This window comes from Streptomyces sp. NPDC059866, assembly GCF_042731325.1.
GTDB lineage: Bacteria > Actinomycetota > Actinomycetes > Streptomycetales > Streptomycetaceae > Streptomyces > Streptomyces flavusporus.
This window is the reverse complement of the sequence record NZ_JBHWJT010000006.1, coordinates 55,782-69,973: the sequence shown is the minus strand read 5'-3', so window position 1 is coordinate 69,973 and position 14,192 is coordinate 55,782. Positions and strand designations below refer to the sequence as shown.

The window sequence follows — 14,192 nt, the reverse complement described above, 5'->3', positions numbered from 1 at the left end:
AGACGCGTCTCACCTTCGCTCGCTAATCTGCACGGCCGACAGGAATGTGCCAGAGCGACAAGGAGGCGGAACGTGGCACGCGGAGGTCAGGGGCTGGCTCGGGTGGCCTGCATCGTACGGGCGGGGGCCGCACCACTGTGGTGGCTCGGAGTGTTCGCGGCCGGCATCGGCGTACTGGTCCCCGGCGTCACCGGGCGCAGGATCGGTGTGCTCGCCGGGGCGGCGCTGTTCATCGTCGCCGCCGTCACGGTGGCCTTCCGCCGCCGCAGGCGCTACGCCGCCCTCGCCGACGGGGCCGCCCGCGCCGGCAAGCACGACGTGCTCCAGGACCGCGCGGTGACCGTCCGCAACTGGCGGCGCGGGCACCGCTGGTGGCTGCTGCTCGCCTTCCTCGCCGCGCTCGGCAGCTCCTACGCCGTGCCCGCGGCGGGCGGCATGCTGCTCGCCGGGACCGGTGCGGGACTGTGGCTGAAGGCCGCGTGGCTCGGGCGGCGCGAACGGGCCGGGGAGGCGCTGCTGTGGGTGCGCGTCGACTGGCTCGCCCGCGACGGCGGCCGCCCGGCCGGCAAGGCGGTCAGGGCGTACCGCAGCACGGGCATCGCGGCGGGCGACGCAGCCCCTGGCGGCTCCCGCCGCCGCACCGCCGCGCTGGTCTGACCGGTCCCTCAGACCTCCAGCTCTTCCTCGATCCGTCGCAGCTGGTGCCGGGCCATGGCGAGGTTGGACCGCTTGGCGTCCAGCACCAGGTAGAGGAAGAGCCCGTTGCCGCCGCGGCCGCTGAGCAGCCGGATCAGGTGGTACTGGTCCGACAGCGTGATCAGGATGTCCTCGATCTGGCCCTTGAGCCCGAGGTGTTCCATCGTGCGCATCTTCGCGCGGACCACGTCGGTGTTGCCGGCGGCGGCGACGTTGAGGTCGAAGCTCTTGCTGCCGCCCATCGTGCCCAGGGCCATGCCGCTGGTGTAGTCGACGAGGGCGACTCCGGTCGCGCCCTCGATGGAGGCGAGTGCTTCTTTCAGCGCGGTCTCGGTGTTGGCCATGGCTGCGGTTTCCTCTCAACTTTCCGTGGTGGTGGGTGTGTTGGTGCGTGGGGGGCGTGGGGTTCGTGGCGTGCGGACGGCCTTCTGACGGGTGGAGGCGGGCTGGGCGGGGGGCTCGGGGGCCGTGTCCCGTACGGCGTCGCCGACCAGTTCGCCGATGCGGGCGCCGGTGCGGCGGCCTTCCAGGTGCAGGCGGCCGACGTTGACGCGGTCCTCGGCGAGCAGCGTCAGCACGGCGGTACGTCCCGCCGCGTACGTCGCGACATAGCCGTCCACCCCGCGAACGAGCAGTTCCCGGAGGTCGCCCTGACCGGTCACGTCGGCCATCCGCACGGCGACGCCGAGTGCGGCTGCGGTGAGCGCGGCCAGGCCCTCCGGCTCCACGCCCGGGGTGTCGTGGGCGATGACCAGGCCGTCCACGCCGGCGGCGAGGGCGCCGGTCAGCTGGGGCACGCGGGTTCTCAGCCGGTGGAGTTCGTCGAGAATCGGGGGTTCCACCGCCATCAAAGGTCTCCTTTCAGCGGGCGGGTGGGGTGGGTGGTGCGGCGCCCGCTGCTGCGGTTGCTGTCGTTCAAAGGGCCTCCAGCGCATCCCTGACCCTCTTCAGCAGCGCAATGTCGGGAGCGGCGGTCCTGAGACCGTCGGGGGCGGCGATTCCGGTTCCGGCGCGGTCGGCCGACGCGGCCCCGGCGGGAGCCGGCGGCGTCCGTGGAGCCACCAGCCCGGCCGCTGCCAGTCGCCGTACCGCCACCAGGGTGTGGAACGCCGGCCTGCCCAGTTCGCGGGCGATGTCCGCCGCGGTGCGTATGCCGTCCACCCGGCCCAGCACCGCGCTCTGCCGGGGCGCGACCGCGGGGGCCGCGGCCGTGTCGACCCGTTCCAGGGGTGCGCTGTCGCTCGCCGGGTCCGGCCAGATGCGGTGCAGCAGGCTGCGCCGGCGGAGCGTCTCGTGCTCCACGGCGGCGACCGGGACGGGGTGGACCGATCCGAGCCAGTGCGTGGTGCCGTAGTGGAAGCGGCCCGGCGTGCGGCTCGGGGCGAGGGCGAAGTACGCGGCGTCGTACAGGGCGCTCAGATGGCACAGCTCCAGCGCGCCCGGGGCGAGACGGCCGCCGTCGAGCAGCAGGCGGTCGGCGTCATGCCGCTGGTCGGCCCGGTCGACGGCGTCCTGCCAGGCCCGCGCGTCGAGCGTGCCGTGCGCCGTGAGGATCACGTCGAGTCCGGGGGCGAGGGGGCTCTCGGCGTGCACCACCCGGCCCTCGGTGAGGTACAGCGTGCCGCACTCACGGACCAGGACTCCGGTGGCCCGCTCGGCGGCGAGCCGGGTCAGCATCGGCGAGACGCCGCCCGAACGGCTCCCGGCCGCCTTGTTCCGCACCGGCAGCCGGGGCGGTGGGGTCGTGCCGACCATCGTCATCCCAGCACCAGCCGTCCGGCCATCTCGCCCAGCCGGATACGGGCCAGTGCGAGGTTGCCGTCCGCCCGGGCCAGCCAGAGATGCAGGAACACGCTGCTGTCGAACGATGTCCGCACGAACCGCAGCACGTGATAGCTGTCCCGGTTGCTGAGGATCAGGTCCTCGACCGGCGGGTCGGCCGCCTCCTCCCCGTCGTCGGGTGCGAACGCCCGCTGCTCGGCGGCCAGGCGGGCCAGCTCCGCGGCCTCGGCGGCCGCCGTCTCATGGTCGCCGCCCGGCGGTTCACCGACGGTGCCCAGGGCCAGTCCGCTGGTCCAGTCGACCAGTGCGGCCCCCCGCGCACCGGGCAGCCGCATGGCCTCCAGCAAGCACTCGTCGATTCCGGGCACCCTGACTCCCCTCCCGCCTGGGTTCGGCTGAGTAACCCTGAGGCTACGCAACGTGTGTGCGGCGGGTGAGAGTTCTGGCATTTTCCAGTGGAACTTGCCCCGGAGCTACTAGGGTGGGTCAACTGGCCCTGCTTTCAGGCCAGTTGATCAACCACGTCCACCGGTCGGCGTCAACGGCGGTCCGGTGTGCGCAGGGTGGTGAGCGCCGTCGCGTGCGCCCCTCCCGACTCCGCCACGATCTCCTTGAGGGTCTGCGGAGTGCGTACGGTCGCGAAGGCCACGCCCCCGGCACCGTCCGGGGCGAAGCCGTGAATGCCCGGCCGGGCGAGCGAGTTGTAGGCGTAGTGGTGGGCGAAGTAGTACGCCCCCGTGTCCAGCGCCGCCGCGTAGTCCCCCTGCTCCAGCAGCGGCAGCGCACGGCCCTCGGCCAGCAGGTCCCCCGCGAAGCAGGCCGGTCCCGCCACGTCCTGCACCACCGCCGGCCCCTCCTTCGGCCGCCCCTTCGCGTCGTACGCGGCGATCCTCAGCGGCCACGCCCCCGGCACGTACACCGTCCGCGTCGCGACCTGCACGCCCGCGTGCGTCACCGCGACGGGCCGCCCGCCCGCCCTCTTGGCGTACTCGACCCGCGCCACCACCGTCCCGTGCTTGGCCAGCAGGGACCGCCCGAACTCGGTCACCAGCCCGTACCGCCCGTCGAACAGCCCCGGCACCGTCTCCCTCAGCATCCGCGCGTACTGCGCGTACGTCGGTGTCGTCGCCTCCGAGGCGAAGTTCACCGGCAGTCCCCCGCCGATGTCGATCGTGTCGATCTGCCGACGGCCGATCCGCCGGTTGATCTCCTCCGCGAGCGCGTACGTCTGTGCCACGCCGTCGGTCATCCGGGACAGCGGGATGCCCTGCGAGCCGGTGTGCGCGTGCAGCCGGGTCAGCCAGGGGCGCTCCGCGTACGCCCGCACCACCCACTCGCGCGCCCCCTCGTCCCGCAGCGCCACCCCGAACTTCGAGGTTGCCGTGGCGGTCGAGAGCGCCTCGATGGAACCCCCGCCGACCTGCGGGTTGACCCGTATCCCGATGGGGGAGCGGCTCGGCGCCGACCGCATGAGACCGTCGATGCGGTCCAGCTCCTGCGGGTTGTCCGCGTTCACGGCGATGCCCAGCGCCAGCGCCTCGCGCAGCTCCGCCGGAGTCTTCGCGGGCGAGTCCAGCACCGTCCGCTCCGGCGCCACCCCGGCCGCCCGTGCCAGCGCCAGCTCACCCGGGCTCGCCACCTCCGCGCCGATGTCCTCGTCGCGCAGCAGCCGCAGTACCGGTACCAGCGGGGTCGCCTTCACCGCGAAGGCGTGCAGCACCGGCGTGCCGGGCGCCACGACGGCCTCGAACGCCGCGCGCAGCTCGGCCGCCGACTCCCGGATGCCGGTGATGTCGAGCAGGCCCACGATGGGGGTGCCGGGTCCGAGCAGCCCCTGCTCCACCGCCGCCCGTACCGCCTCGTCACGCCGGGCCGCCCGCTCCCCGCCACCCACGTGATCCTCGTGGCCGTTGTCCATGCCGTCCCCCGTTCTGCCGATGTCCGAGCCCATGCATCCAGCCAAACATCCACTGTGCCCCCGCGCCGAGGGGCCAAGGTATTGACTAGGTCTATTCAGAAAGTCAGGATGTGAATAACCGCAGCAACAATCCGCCGGGAGCAATCCACCAGGAGGCAGACCATGTCAGGACCCCGCCCCGTACGAGCGCCGCGCGGTACGGAACCGAGCGCCCTGGGATGGCAGCAGGAAGCCGCTCTGCGGATGCTGCAGAACAACCTCGACCCGGAGGTCGCCGAGCACCCCGACAAACTCGTCGTGTACGGCGGGACCGGCAAGGCGGCGCGTGACTGGCGCTCCTTCGACGCGATGGTCCGCACGCTGAGGACCCTCAAGCAGGACGAGACGATGCTCGTCCAGTCCGGCCGCCCGGTCGGCGTCATGCAGACCCACGAGTGGGCCCCGCGCGTCCTCATCGCCAACTCCAACCTCGTCGGCGACTGGGCCAACTGGGAGGAGTTCCGGCGCCTGGAGCAGCTGGGCCTGACCATGTACGGCCAGATGACCGCCGGCTCCTGGATCTACATCGGCACCCAGGGCATCCTCCAGGGCACCTACGAGACCTTCGCCGCCGTCGCCGCGAAGAAGTTCAACGGCACCCTCGCCGGGACGATCACCCTCACCGCCGGCCTCGGCGGCATGGGCGGCGCCCAGCCGCTCGCCGTGACCATGAACGACGGTGTGGCCATCTGCATCGACTGCGACCCACGGGCCATCGAGCGCCGTATCGAGCACCGGTACCTCGACGTGCGCGCCGACTCGCTGGAGCACGCCCTCCAGCTGGCCGTCGAGGCCCGTGACGCCCGGCGCCCGCTGTCCATCGGCCTGCTCGGCAACGCGGCGGAACTGCTGCCGCGCATGCTCGCCGAGGGCGCGCCCATCGACATCGTCACCGACCAGACCTCGGCCCACGACCCGCTGGCGTACCTGCCGCTGGGCGTCGACTTCGACGACATGGCGTCGTACGCGGCGAAGGACCCGGCCGGTTTCACCACCCGCGCGCGTGAGTCCATGGCCCGGCACGTCGAGGCCATGGTCGGCTTCATGGACGCCGGAGCGGAGGTCTTCGACTACGGCAACTCCATCCGCGGCGAGGCCCAACTCGCCGGATACGACCGGGCGTTCGCCTTCCCCGGCTTCGTCCCCGCGTACATCCGGCCGCTGTTCTGCGAGGGCAAGGGCCCCTTCCGCTGGGCCGCGCTGTCCGGCGAGGCCTCCGACATCGCGAAGACCGACAAGGCGATCCTGGAGCTCTTCCCGGAGAACGAGTCCCTGGCCCGCTGGATCAAGATGGCGGGGGAGCGGGTCCACTTCCAGGGACTCCCGGCCCGTATCTGCTGGCTCGGCTACGGCGAGCGCGACAAGGCCGGTGAGCGGTTCAACGACATGGTCGCGAGCGGTGAGCTGGCCGCGCCGATCGTCATCGGACGCGACCACCTCGACTGCGGTTCCGTTGCCTCCCCCTACCGGGAGACCGAGGCGATGCTGGACGGGTCCGACGCGATTGCCGACTGGCCGCTGCTGAACGCGATGGTGAACGTGGCGTCGGGCGCGTCCTGGGTGTCCATTCACCACGGCGGCGGCGTCGGCATGGGGCGGTCGATCCATGCGGGGCAGGTGACGGTGGCGGACGGCACGGCACTGGCGGGCGAGAAGATCCGGCGCGTGCTGACGAACGACCCGGGCATGGGCGTGATCCGGCATGTGGACGCCGGGTACGACATCGCGGAGTCGGTGGCGGGGGAGCGGGGCGTGCGGGTGCCGATGCGTGAGGGTGACGACGCGTGATCCAGGAGCAAGGCGGGCGCGGCAACCGTCCGGCGGGGGATGAGGTCTCGTCGCCGGGTGCGGGTCCGGCTGTGCCCACCCTCCCCCACTCTCAACTTCGTTCGAGCGGGGGGACCCCCATCGCCCTGCGGAACGACTGCCCACAGCCTGTGGCGGGTGGCGGTGGCCCGCAGTCGGTGCGGCGGCCCGCACCGACTGCCGTCTCGTTCCACGAGATGTGGCGTGAGTTGCGCCCCATCGGTCGGCATCCCGATACCGGTGGCTACCGGCGCTTCGCCTGGACCGGTGCCGATGGTGAGTGCCGGGAGTGGTTCAAGGCGCAGGCGGAGTCGCGTGGGCTGACGTACGAAGTCGACCGGAACGGCAACCAGTGGGCATGGCTCGGGGACCCCGCCCAAGGGGACGCCGTCGTCACCGGGTCGCATCTGGACTCCGTGCCCGATGGCGGGGCCTTCGACGGGCCCCTCGGGGTCGTGTCCTCCTTCGCCGCGCTCGACGAACTGCGCCACCGCAACGCCCGGTTCACCAAGCCCCTCGCCATCGTCAACTTCGGTGACGAGGAGGGCGCCCGCTTCGGGCTCGCCTGCGTCGGGTCGCGGCTGACCGCCGGGCAGCTCACCGTCGAGCAGGCGCATCGGCTGACCGACGGCGACGGGGTCACGCTGCCGCAGGCCATGGAGGCCGCCGGGTACGACCCCGGTGCCATCGGACCGGACCCGGAGCGGCTTGCGCGCATCGGTGCCTTCGTCGAGCTGCACGTCGAGCAGGGGCGGGCACTGGATCTGTCCGGCGACCGGGTGGGCATCGCCGGTGCCATCTGGCCGCACGGGCGGTGGCGGTTCGACTTCCGGGGCGAGGCCAACCACGCGGGGACCACGCGGCTGGTGGACCGGCGTGACCCCATGCTGTCGTACGCCGAGACCGTGCTGGCCGCCCGCCGGGAGGCGCAGCTCGCCGGTGCCGTCGCCACCTTCGGCAAGATCGCCGTCGAGCCCAACGGCGTCAACGCCATCCCCTCCCTGGTGCGCGGCTGGCTCGACTCCCGCGCCGCCGACCAGGCGAGCCTCGACGCGGTGGTCGGCGGCGTCGAGCGGGCGGCCCGTGAGTACGCCGACGCCCACGGTGTCGACCTCGACGTCGTCCGGGAGTCCTTCACGCCCGTCGTGGAGTTCGACCACGCCCTGCGCGACGAACTGGCCCGCATCCTCGGCAAGGACACCGACCTCACGGTCCCCGTCCTGGGTACGGGTGCCGGACACGACGCCGGGATCCTCTCCGGGAGCATCCCGACCGCCATGCTGTTCGTGCGCAACCCCACGGGCGTCTCGCACTCCCCGGCCGAGTTCGCGGCCGAGGACGACTGCGTGGCCGGGGTGACCGCACTCGCCGACGTACTGGAAGGGCTGGCGTGCACGTGACGCAGACGCAGACGTACTGGCTGGAGCACGCCTGGCTCGGCACCCACGTCGAGCCGGGCGTGGCCGTGGACACGGACGACGGCCGTATCACCGCCCTCCACACCGACGTCCCCACCCCGCCCCCCGGCGCCGAGATCCTCCGCGGCCTCACCCTCCCCGGCCTGGCGAACGCGCACTCGCACGCCTTCCACCGCGCCCTGCGCGGCACCGTCCAGGTCGGCTCCGGGACCTTCTGGACCTGGCGCGAGGTCATGTACTCGTTCGCCGACAGGCTGACCCCGGAGACCTACCACGCCCTCGCCCGCGCCGTGTACGCCGAGATGGCACTGGCGGGGATCACCGCGGTCGGCGAGTTCCACTACGTCCACCACGCCCCGGGTGGCACCCCGTACGCCGACCCCAACGCCATGGGCGAGGCCCTGATCGCGGCCGCCGCCGAAGCCGGCATCCGTATCACCCTCCTCGACACCGCCTACCTGTCCTCCGGCTTCGGACAGCCCCCCAACGCCCACCAGCTCCGCTTCTCCGACGGCAGCGCGGAAGCCTGGGCGGAACGCTGTTCAGTTCTCAAGGAACGGGATCACGCGCGGATCGGGGCGGCGATCCACTCCGTACGGGCCGTGCCCGCCGACCAGTTGGCGACCGTGGCGCGGTGGGCCGAGGAGCGGCGGGCCCCGCTCCATGTGCACCTGTCCGAGCAGACCGCCGAGAACGAGGCGTGCCTGGAGGTGCACGGCTGCACCCCGACGCAGCTCCTCGCCCTGCACGGTGTGCTCGGGCCGCGCACCACCGGCGTCCACAACACCCACCTCACCGCCGAGGACATCTCCCTCATCGGCGGCAGCGGCACCGGCACCTGTATGTGCCCGACCACCGAGCGGGACCTCGCGGACGGCATCGGGCCGGCCGTCGCCCTGCAGAACGAAGGCTCCCCGCTCTCCCTCGGCTCCGACAGCCACGCCGTGATCGACCTGCTGGAAGAGGCGCGCGCGATGGAGCTGAACGAGCGGCTGCGCACCCGTACGCGAGGTCACTGGACGGCGGCGGCCCTGCTGCGGGCGGCCTCGGCCGACGGCCACGCGGCCCTCGGCTGGGACGACGCGGGCACCCTGGAGCCGGGCGCACGCGCCGACTTCGCGACGATCGCGCTCGACTCGGTCAGGACGGCAGGGCCGCTTCCGCGGCTCGGGGCCGAGACGGCCGTATTCGCTGCGTCGGCAGCAGACGTGTCGCATACGGTCGTGGGCGGTCGGCACGTCGTACGGGACGGGGTTCACACCCTCGTACCGGATGTGCCGAAAGCCCTCGCGGACGCCGTCGAAGCCCTGCGCGGATGACCCCGGGCCGCCCACCCGCGCGGCCCGCCTCCGCCCCCGAACCCGACCCCACCGCCGACCAGGCCAGCAAGGACGCCATGAGCAACGCGACGACCGTCAGCCCCGCCCACTCCGCGAGCACCGCAAGCACGCTCATCACCAACATCGCCGCCCTGGTCACCAACGACCCCTCCCTCGGTGACGGATCCCCCCTCGGACTGATCCAGGACGCGGCCGTCGTCATCGAAGGCGACCGCGTCGTGTGGACCGGTGATCAAAGCAAAGCACCCGCCACTGACAATCGGGTCGACGCAGCCGGCCGGGCGGTCATCCCCGGCTTCGTCGACTCCCACTCCCACCTCGTCTTCGCGGGCGACCGGACGCAGGAGTTCAACGCCCGGATGTCGGGGCGGCCGTACAGTGCGGGCGGCATCCGTACGACGGTCGCCGCCACCCGGGCGGCGAGCGACGAGGAACTCGAGGCGAACCTCACCCGTTACCTCGAAGAGGCCCTCCGCCAGGGCACCACCACGTTCGAGACGAAGTCCGGCTACGGCCTGACCGTCGAGGACGAGTCCCGCGCCCTGCGCATCGCCGCCGCCCACACCGACGAGGTCACCTACCTCGGCGCCCACATCGTCTCCCCGGACTACGCCGACGACCCCGCCGCCTATGTCGCCCTCGTCACCGGCGAGATGCTCGACGCCTGTGCCCCGCACGCCCGTTGGATCGACGTCTTCTGCGAGAAGGGCGCCTTCGACGGCGACCAGGCCCGCACGATCCTCACCGCGGGCAAGGCCAAGGGCCTGCACCCCCGCGTCCACGCCAACCAGCTGTCGTACGGCCCCGGAGTCCAGCTCGCCGTCGAACTGGACGCCGCCAGCGCCGACCACTGCACCCACCTGACGGACGCGGACGTGGACGCCCTCGCGCACGGCAACACGGTCGCCACCCTCCTCCCCGGCGCCGAGTTCTCCACCCGCGCCGAGTGGCCGAACGCCCGCCGCCTTCTCGACGCGGGCGTCACCGTCGGCCTCTCCACCGACTGCAACCCGGGCTCGTCGTTCACCTCCTCCGTCCCCTTCTGCATCGCGCTCGCGGTACGGGACATGGGGATGACGCCGGACGAGGCGGTCTGGTCGGCCACGGCGGGCGGCGCGGCAGCCCTCCGCCGCGACGACATCGGCCGCCTCACCCCGGGCGCCCGCGCCGACCTCGTCCTCCTCGACGCGCCGAGCCATGTGCACCTGGCCTACCGGCCCGGCGTGCCCCTGGTCACCGGCGTGTGGCGGCGGGGCGAGCGGCTGGTCTGAGGGACCTGCGCCCGGCGTCGCGACGGGGCGAACGTTGCCTGTCGCGGCACTAGGGTGCAGGGGCCCCGGCCCGCGCGGACTCGGGGGCTTCCCCGGACTCGGTACGCCCTGCGGGAGCGGCCCCGGCAGCCGGCGTGGAAGCCACCGGAACAGAAGCCTCCGCCGCCTGCCCCCGATCGGCCACCACTCGCCCCCAGGCCGTGCCCACGAGGACCAGCACCGCGCCCACCAGCCCCAGCCACCCCGGCCGGTCCCCGGCCAGGGCGATGCCCACGGCCGCCGCCCACACCGGCTCCGTGCCGAGCAGCAGGCTGACCCGGGACGGCGAGGTGCGCCGGACCGCCCACATCTGCACGAAGAACGCGAACAGCGTGCAGAACACAGACAGGTACAGCAGCCCCAGCCAGTCCCCGACACCGAAGTCCGCCGCGGCCGTCCACGGCGACGCACCCGTCCCCGGCAGCGCGAAGAGCACGCCGAACACCACCACCGCGCCGCCCAGCTGGACCGTGGTCAGCGACAGGGCGTCGGCGCCGCGCACGGAGTCCATGCGTGCCATGGCGAGCACATGCACGGTACGGACGACAGCGGCCCCCAGCATCAGCAGATCGCCCACGGACGGGGCGGTGAACCCGGCGCCCTGGGTCAGCAGCGCCACGCCGAGCACCGACACCGCCGCGGCCGCCATGAAGGAGCCCGGCAGCCGCGTCCCGCGCACCCGGCTCTCCGCGAGCGGCGTGAACACCATGGTGAGGCTGATGATCAGCCCCGCGTTCGTCGCCGAGGTGTGCACCACGCCGTACGTCTCCAGCAGGAAGATCCCGGCGAGGATCAGCCCCAGCACCCCCGCGCCGCGTACCTGAACGGCGCTCAGCGCCCGCAGCCGCCGCCACCCCGCCACCACGAGAACGGGCAGCGCCACGCCGAACCGCAGCACCAGCACGGCCAGCACGGTCTGCGCCGTGGTGACTTCCTTGGCGGCGAGGTAGCTGGAGCCCCACACCACCGCGACCAGCAGGACGGGAAGATCGGCCAGTCGGCCGAGGCGGGCCGCGGTGCTGCTCATGGATACTCCCCCTGGTGCGAAGCGGAGGGGCAGCGTAGCCATGAGCAGGTGAGCACCGGTGTCGGTATCACCATCCGGTCAGTTCACGGCGCGCCCGCCCGCCACCGCTGCCCGCTTCCCCCGTTCACCGGCAGCAGCGCCAGGCCGCCGTCCCCGTCCGGTGTCACCGCCGTCTCGACCGCGACCGCCGGACGGATCACCCCGTCACCGCCCACCGCGAACTTCAGGTTCTGGCCGTTGCTCCCCTCCACCGACGCGCACTCCCAGATGCCCACGCCCTTGTCGGTGGAGCCGCGGCTGTCCAGGCAGTAGTCGGGGTCGGCGGCCGACTGGACGACACCCCGTACCGCGTCGACCCGCCACCGCTGCGTAGGGGACGCGCCGCACGGCGCCGTGACGACATCCGTGCCCTTCTCCATCACCCCGTCGCGGATGTCCAGGCACAGCCCGGAGGCGACGTTCACGACCTGGGCGTAGGAGCCGCTCGGCGGATGTGCCGGCGGAGGCGTGGGGGAGGGCTTCGGGCTCGGAGTGCGCGGCGGGGTCGAACTCCTCGTCGGTGACGGGGACTTCGTGGTGGGCGTCGGCGGGCTTGCCGACACCGTCGCCGTGACCGTTACGGGGGGCGGGGCCACCGGTGTGGTGACGGGGCCGGGGCCGGGGCCGGTCCTGTCCTGGGAGGCGGTCTCGCCCGGTGCGAGCAGGACGACCAGCAGCGGCACCAGGACCGCGCCGAGTACCGCGGAGGTCAGCGCGAGGCGGCGGTACGGCGGCCGGTTCCGCTGCCGGCCACGGAAGGTGACGCCCGGCCCCCCGTCGCGTGTGACGTACGCCGTGCCCGACCACGGCAGCAGCCCCTCGGCCAGCGCGGTGCGCGGGGAGTCGCGCAGGGCGGTCAGCTCCTCGTACGCCGTGGCGCAGTGCACGCAGCGCGCCATGTGGGCGTCCAGGTCGGGGCTGTGGCGTGGGCCGTCGGGCCGTACCGACTCCTCGATGAGCCGACGGAAGTCCCGGCAGTGCGGGTCGTCGGAGGCCGCGAGCCGGGACGTCAGACAGGCCCGGCCCAACGCCTGGAGGGCCGGTTCTGTGCCGTATGTCACGTCCTCGCGGGTACGGCCGAGCAGGGTGGCCGTGCGCTCGTCGGGTTCCTGCTCCACCATCGCGTACCAGAGCTGTCCCTGGGTGCGGGACGGCAGGGACTGGTACGCCGCGAGCATGGGCGGGACGGGGCCCACCGGGCCTGCCGTGTTCAGGACCAGCAGCAGACCCGCGTCGAGACCGGCGGACCGTTCGTCCGCGGCCCAGTCCGTGGCCACCCGCACAGTGAGCAACAGGAGGTGGTGCCGCAACGGCACGGCGGGGTCGGTGCCGCGGGCCGTCTCGCGGGCCGCGAGCGTGAAGGCCTGCGCCGCGAGCTGCCGGGCGGTGGACTCGCTCGTCGTGCACAGCCGGGCGTAGGCGAGAACCGATGCGCGGTGGCGGGCACGCAGTTCCTGGAGGGCCGGATACGCGGTGGCGGTGTCGGCGCGCAGCAGTTCCGTCAGCCGTGCGTCGGACGCACCGGAGTGCGGTGCCGCTCCGGCATCCCTGCCGGTCCCGTCGGCCCGAGCCATCCACCCGCCTCCTCGTGACCCCGTGACAGGTCAAGACCCCGTGACAGGTCAAGATCCCTGACGTACCGGCCAGTTTGCGGGTGACCATAGTGGTGGAAGGCGGCCCGTGGGGAGGTCTTTCCGTCAACAACCCGGTAACCGAGAGGTTTCCGGGCACGACTCGTCCGGCGCCCCGGAAGGCGCCGGACGGCGAGCCGTTGCTTACTGCGGGACGGTCGTCACTCCTCGACCGTCAGCGCCTTGCGCAGTCGTCCCAGCGTGCGTGACAGCAGCCGCGACACGTGCATCTGCGAGATACCGAGTTCTTCGCCGATCTCGGACTGGGTCATGTTGGCGACGAAGCGGAGGGAGAGGATCTTCCGGTCCCGGTGCGGGAGTTCGGCGATCAGTGGCTTCAACGACTCGACGTACTCGATGCCTTCGAGCCCGTGGTCCTCGTAGCCGATCCGGTCCGCGAGCGCACCCTCGCTGTCGTCCTCCTCGGGCTGGGCGTCCAGCGACGAGGCGGTGTACGCGTTCGACGCGGCCATGCCCTCGACGACCTCGTCGTGGGAGATGCCGAGGCGCTCGGCCAGTTCCCCCACCGTGGGGGCGCGGTCCAGCTGCTGGGCCAGTTCGTCGCCGGCCTTGGCCAGGTCGAGGCGGAGTTCCTGCAACCGGCGCGGCACGCGCACCGACCACGAGGTGTCGCGGAAGAAGCGCTTGATCTCACCGATGATGGTGGGCATCGCGAAGGTCGGGAACTCGACGCCGCGGCTGAGTTCGAAGCGGTCGATCGCCTTGATCAGGCCGATCGTGCCGACCTGGATGATGTCCTCCATCGGTTCGCTGCGGGAGCGGAACCGGGAGGCGGCGAACTTGACCAGGGCGAGGTTGAGTTCGACGAGCGTGTTGCGGACGTACGAGTACTCGTGGGTGCCTTCCTCGAGGGATTCCAGCCGCTCGAAGAGGGTCTTGGACAGGGCCCGTGCATCGACGGGGCCGACCTCGTCGTACGGGGGGATCTCCGGAAGTCCGGCGAGTACGTCTTCCTGCAGGGCGAGTACGTCGTCCCTGACGGCGAGTGTGCCGGTGTGATCGCCGTTGTGCTCGATGGGATCCAGATGTTCCGGAGGGGGTGTCGACGTCGCCGTCCGGGTATGCGATGCGTCGAGCCGGGGTGACATGATGTCCTCCATCGTTCTCGGCATATGGCTGCCGAAGCCAGTACGTGCACTGCGGTGTGCGGCGCCTCCAAAGCCGG

13 protein-coding genes are annotated in these 14,192 nt (G+C 72.5%); 5 read left to right on the top strand and 8 right to left on the bottom strand.

The genetic code is table 11. The features are described from left to right. Positions 1-72 precede the first annotated feature (72 nt). A complete protein-coding gene (locus tag ACFV7R_RS10795; protein ID WP_385262273.1) occupies positions 73-657 on the top strand; it encodes a hypothetical protein in 585 nt (194 codons plus the stop codon). Positions 658-665: 8 nt separating this feature from the next. Here ACFV7R_RS10795 and ACFV7R_RS10790 read toward each other — a convergent pair whose 3' ends face one another. The 5 genes from ACFV7R_RS10790 to ACFV7R_RS10770 all read right to left on the bottom strand — a co-directional run bounded on the left by ACFV7R_RS10790 (position 666) and on the right by ACFV7R_RS10770 (position 4,396). Then, positions 666-1,040 (bottom strand): hypothetical protein, encoded by a 375-nt coding sequence (locus tag ACFV7R_RS10790; protein ID WP_385262271.1) that lies wholly within the window; start codon positions 1,038-1,040, stop codon positions 666-668. A gap of 15 nt (positions 1,041-1,055) precedes the next feature. Next, positions 1,056-1,544 carry a roadblock/LC7 domain-containing protein gene (locus tag ACFV7R_RS10785; protein WP_385262270.1) on the bottom strand — a complete coding sequence of 163 codons (489 nt, stop codon included), beginning with the start codon at positions 1,542-1,544 and terminating at the stop codon, positions 1,056-1,058. Between the two features lie 67 nt (positions 1,545-1,611). Further along, on the bottom strand, positions 1,612-2,457 hold the full coding sequence (locus ACFV7R_RS10780) for a transcriptional regulator (protein ID WP_385262268.1): 846 nt from the start codon (positions 2,455-2,457) through the stop codon (positions 1,612-1,614). After that, a complete protein-coding gene (locus tag ACFV7R_RS10775) occupies positions 2,454-2,846 on the bottom strand; it encodes a hypothetical protein (RefSeq protein WP_129799865.1) in 393 nt (130 codons plus the stop codon). The genes ACFV7R_RS10780 and ACFV7R_RS10775 overlap by 4 nt, the downstream gene beginning before the upstream one ends. Positions 2,847-3,016: 170 nt before the next feature. Beyond that, positions 3,017-4,396, bottom strand: coding sequence for a diaminopimelate decarboxylase (locus ACFV7R_RS10770; protein ID WP_385262824.1), 1,380 nt, complete (start codon positions 4,394-4,396; stop codon positions 3,017-3,019). 162 nt (positions 4,397-4,558) lie between these two features. On the opposite strand from ACFV7R_RS10770, the gene hutU reads away from it, so the two are divergent. The 4 genes from hutU (at position 4,559) to hutI (ending at position 10,270) form a co-directional block, all read left to right on the top strand. Continuing rightward, positions 4,559-6,223 (top strand): urocanate hydratase, encoded by a 1,665-nt coding sequence (gene hutU, locus ACFV7R_RS10765; RefSeq protein ID WP_385262266.1) that lies wholly within the window; start codon positions 4,559-4,561, stop codon positions 6,221-6,223. A 215-nt stretch (positions 6,224-6,438) separates the two neighbouring features. After that, the gene (locus ACFV7R_RS10760) at positions 6,439-7,641 is read left to right on the top strand and encodes an allantoate amidohydrolase (RefSeq protein ID WP_385262265.1); all 1,203 of its coding nucleotides are present in this window, start codon (positions 6,439-6,441) and stop codon (positions 7,639-7,641) included. Continuing rightward, positions 7,638-8,978, top strand: coding sequence for a formimidoylglutamate deiminase (locus ACFV7R_RS10755; protein WP_385262263.1), 1,341 nt, complete (start codon positions 7,638-7,640; stop codon positions 8,976-8,978). The genes ACFV7R_RS10760 and ACFV7R_RS10755 overlap by 4 nt, the downstream gene beginning before the upstream one ends. Continuing rightward, positions 8,975-10,270, top strand: coding sequence for an imidazolonepropionase (hutI, locus tag ACFV7R_RS10750; RefSeq protein WP_385262260.1), 1,296 nt, complete (start codon positions 8,975-8,977; stop codon positions 10,268-10,270). The genes ACFV7R_RS10755 and hutI overlap by 4 nt, the downstream gene beginning before the upstream one ends. Before the next feature lie 49 nt (positions 10,271-10,319). Here hutI and ACFV7R_RS10745 read toward each other — a convergent pair whose 3' ends face one another. The 3 genes from ACFV7R_RS10745 to ACFV7R_RS10735 form a co-directional block, all read right to left on the bottom strand. After that, the gene (locus ACFV7R_RS10745) at positions 10,320-11,336 is read right to left on the bottom strand and encodes a DMT family transporter (RefSeq protein WP_385262258.1); all 1,017 of its coding nucleotides are present in this window, start codon (positions 11,334-11,336) and stop codon (positions 10,320-10,322) included. Between the two features lie 83 nt (positions 11,337-11,419). Beyond that, the gene (locus ACFV7R_RS10740; protein ID WP_385262256.1) at positions 11,420-12,949 is read right to left on the bottom strand and encodes an RICIN domain-containing protein; all 1,530 of its coding nucleotides are present in this window, start codon (positions 12,947-12,949) and stop codon (positions 11,420-11,422) included. A 218-nt stretch (positions 12,950-13,167) separates the two neighbouring features. Then, positions 13,168-14,115, bottom strand: coding sequence for an RNA polymerase sigma factor SigF (locus ACFV7R_RS10735; protein WP_385262253.1), 948 nt, complete (start codon positions 14,113-14,115; stop codon positions 13,168-13,170). Positions 14,116-14,192: the final 77 nt, after the last annotated feature.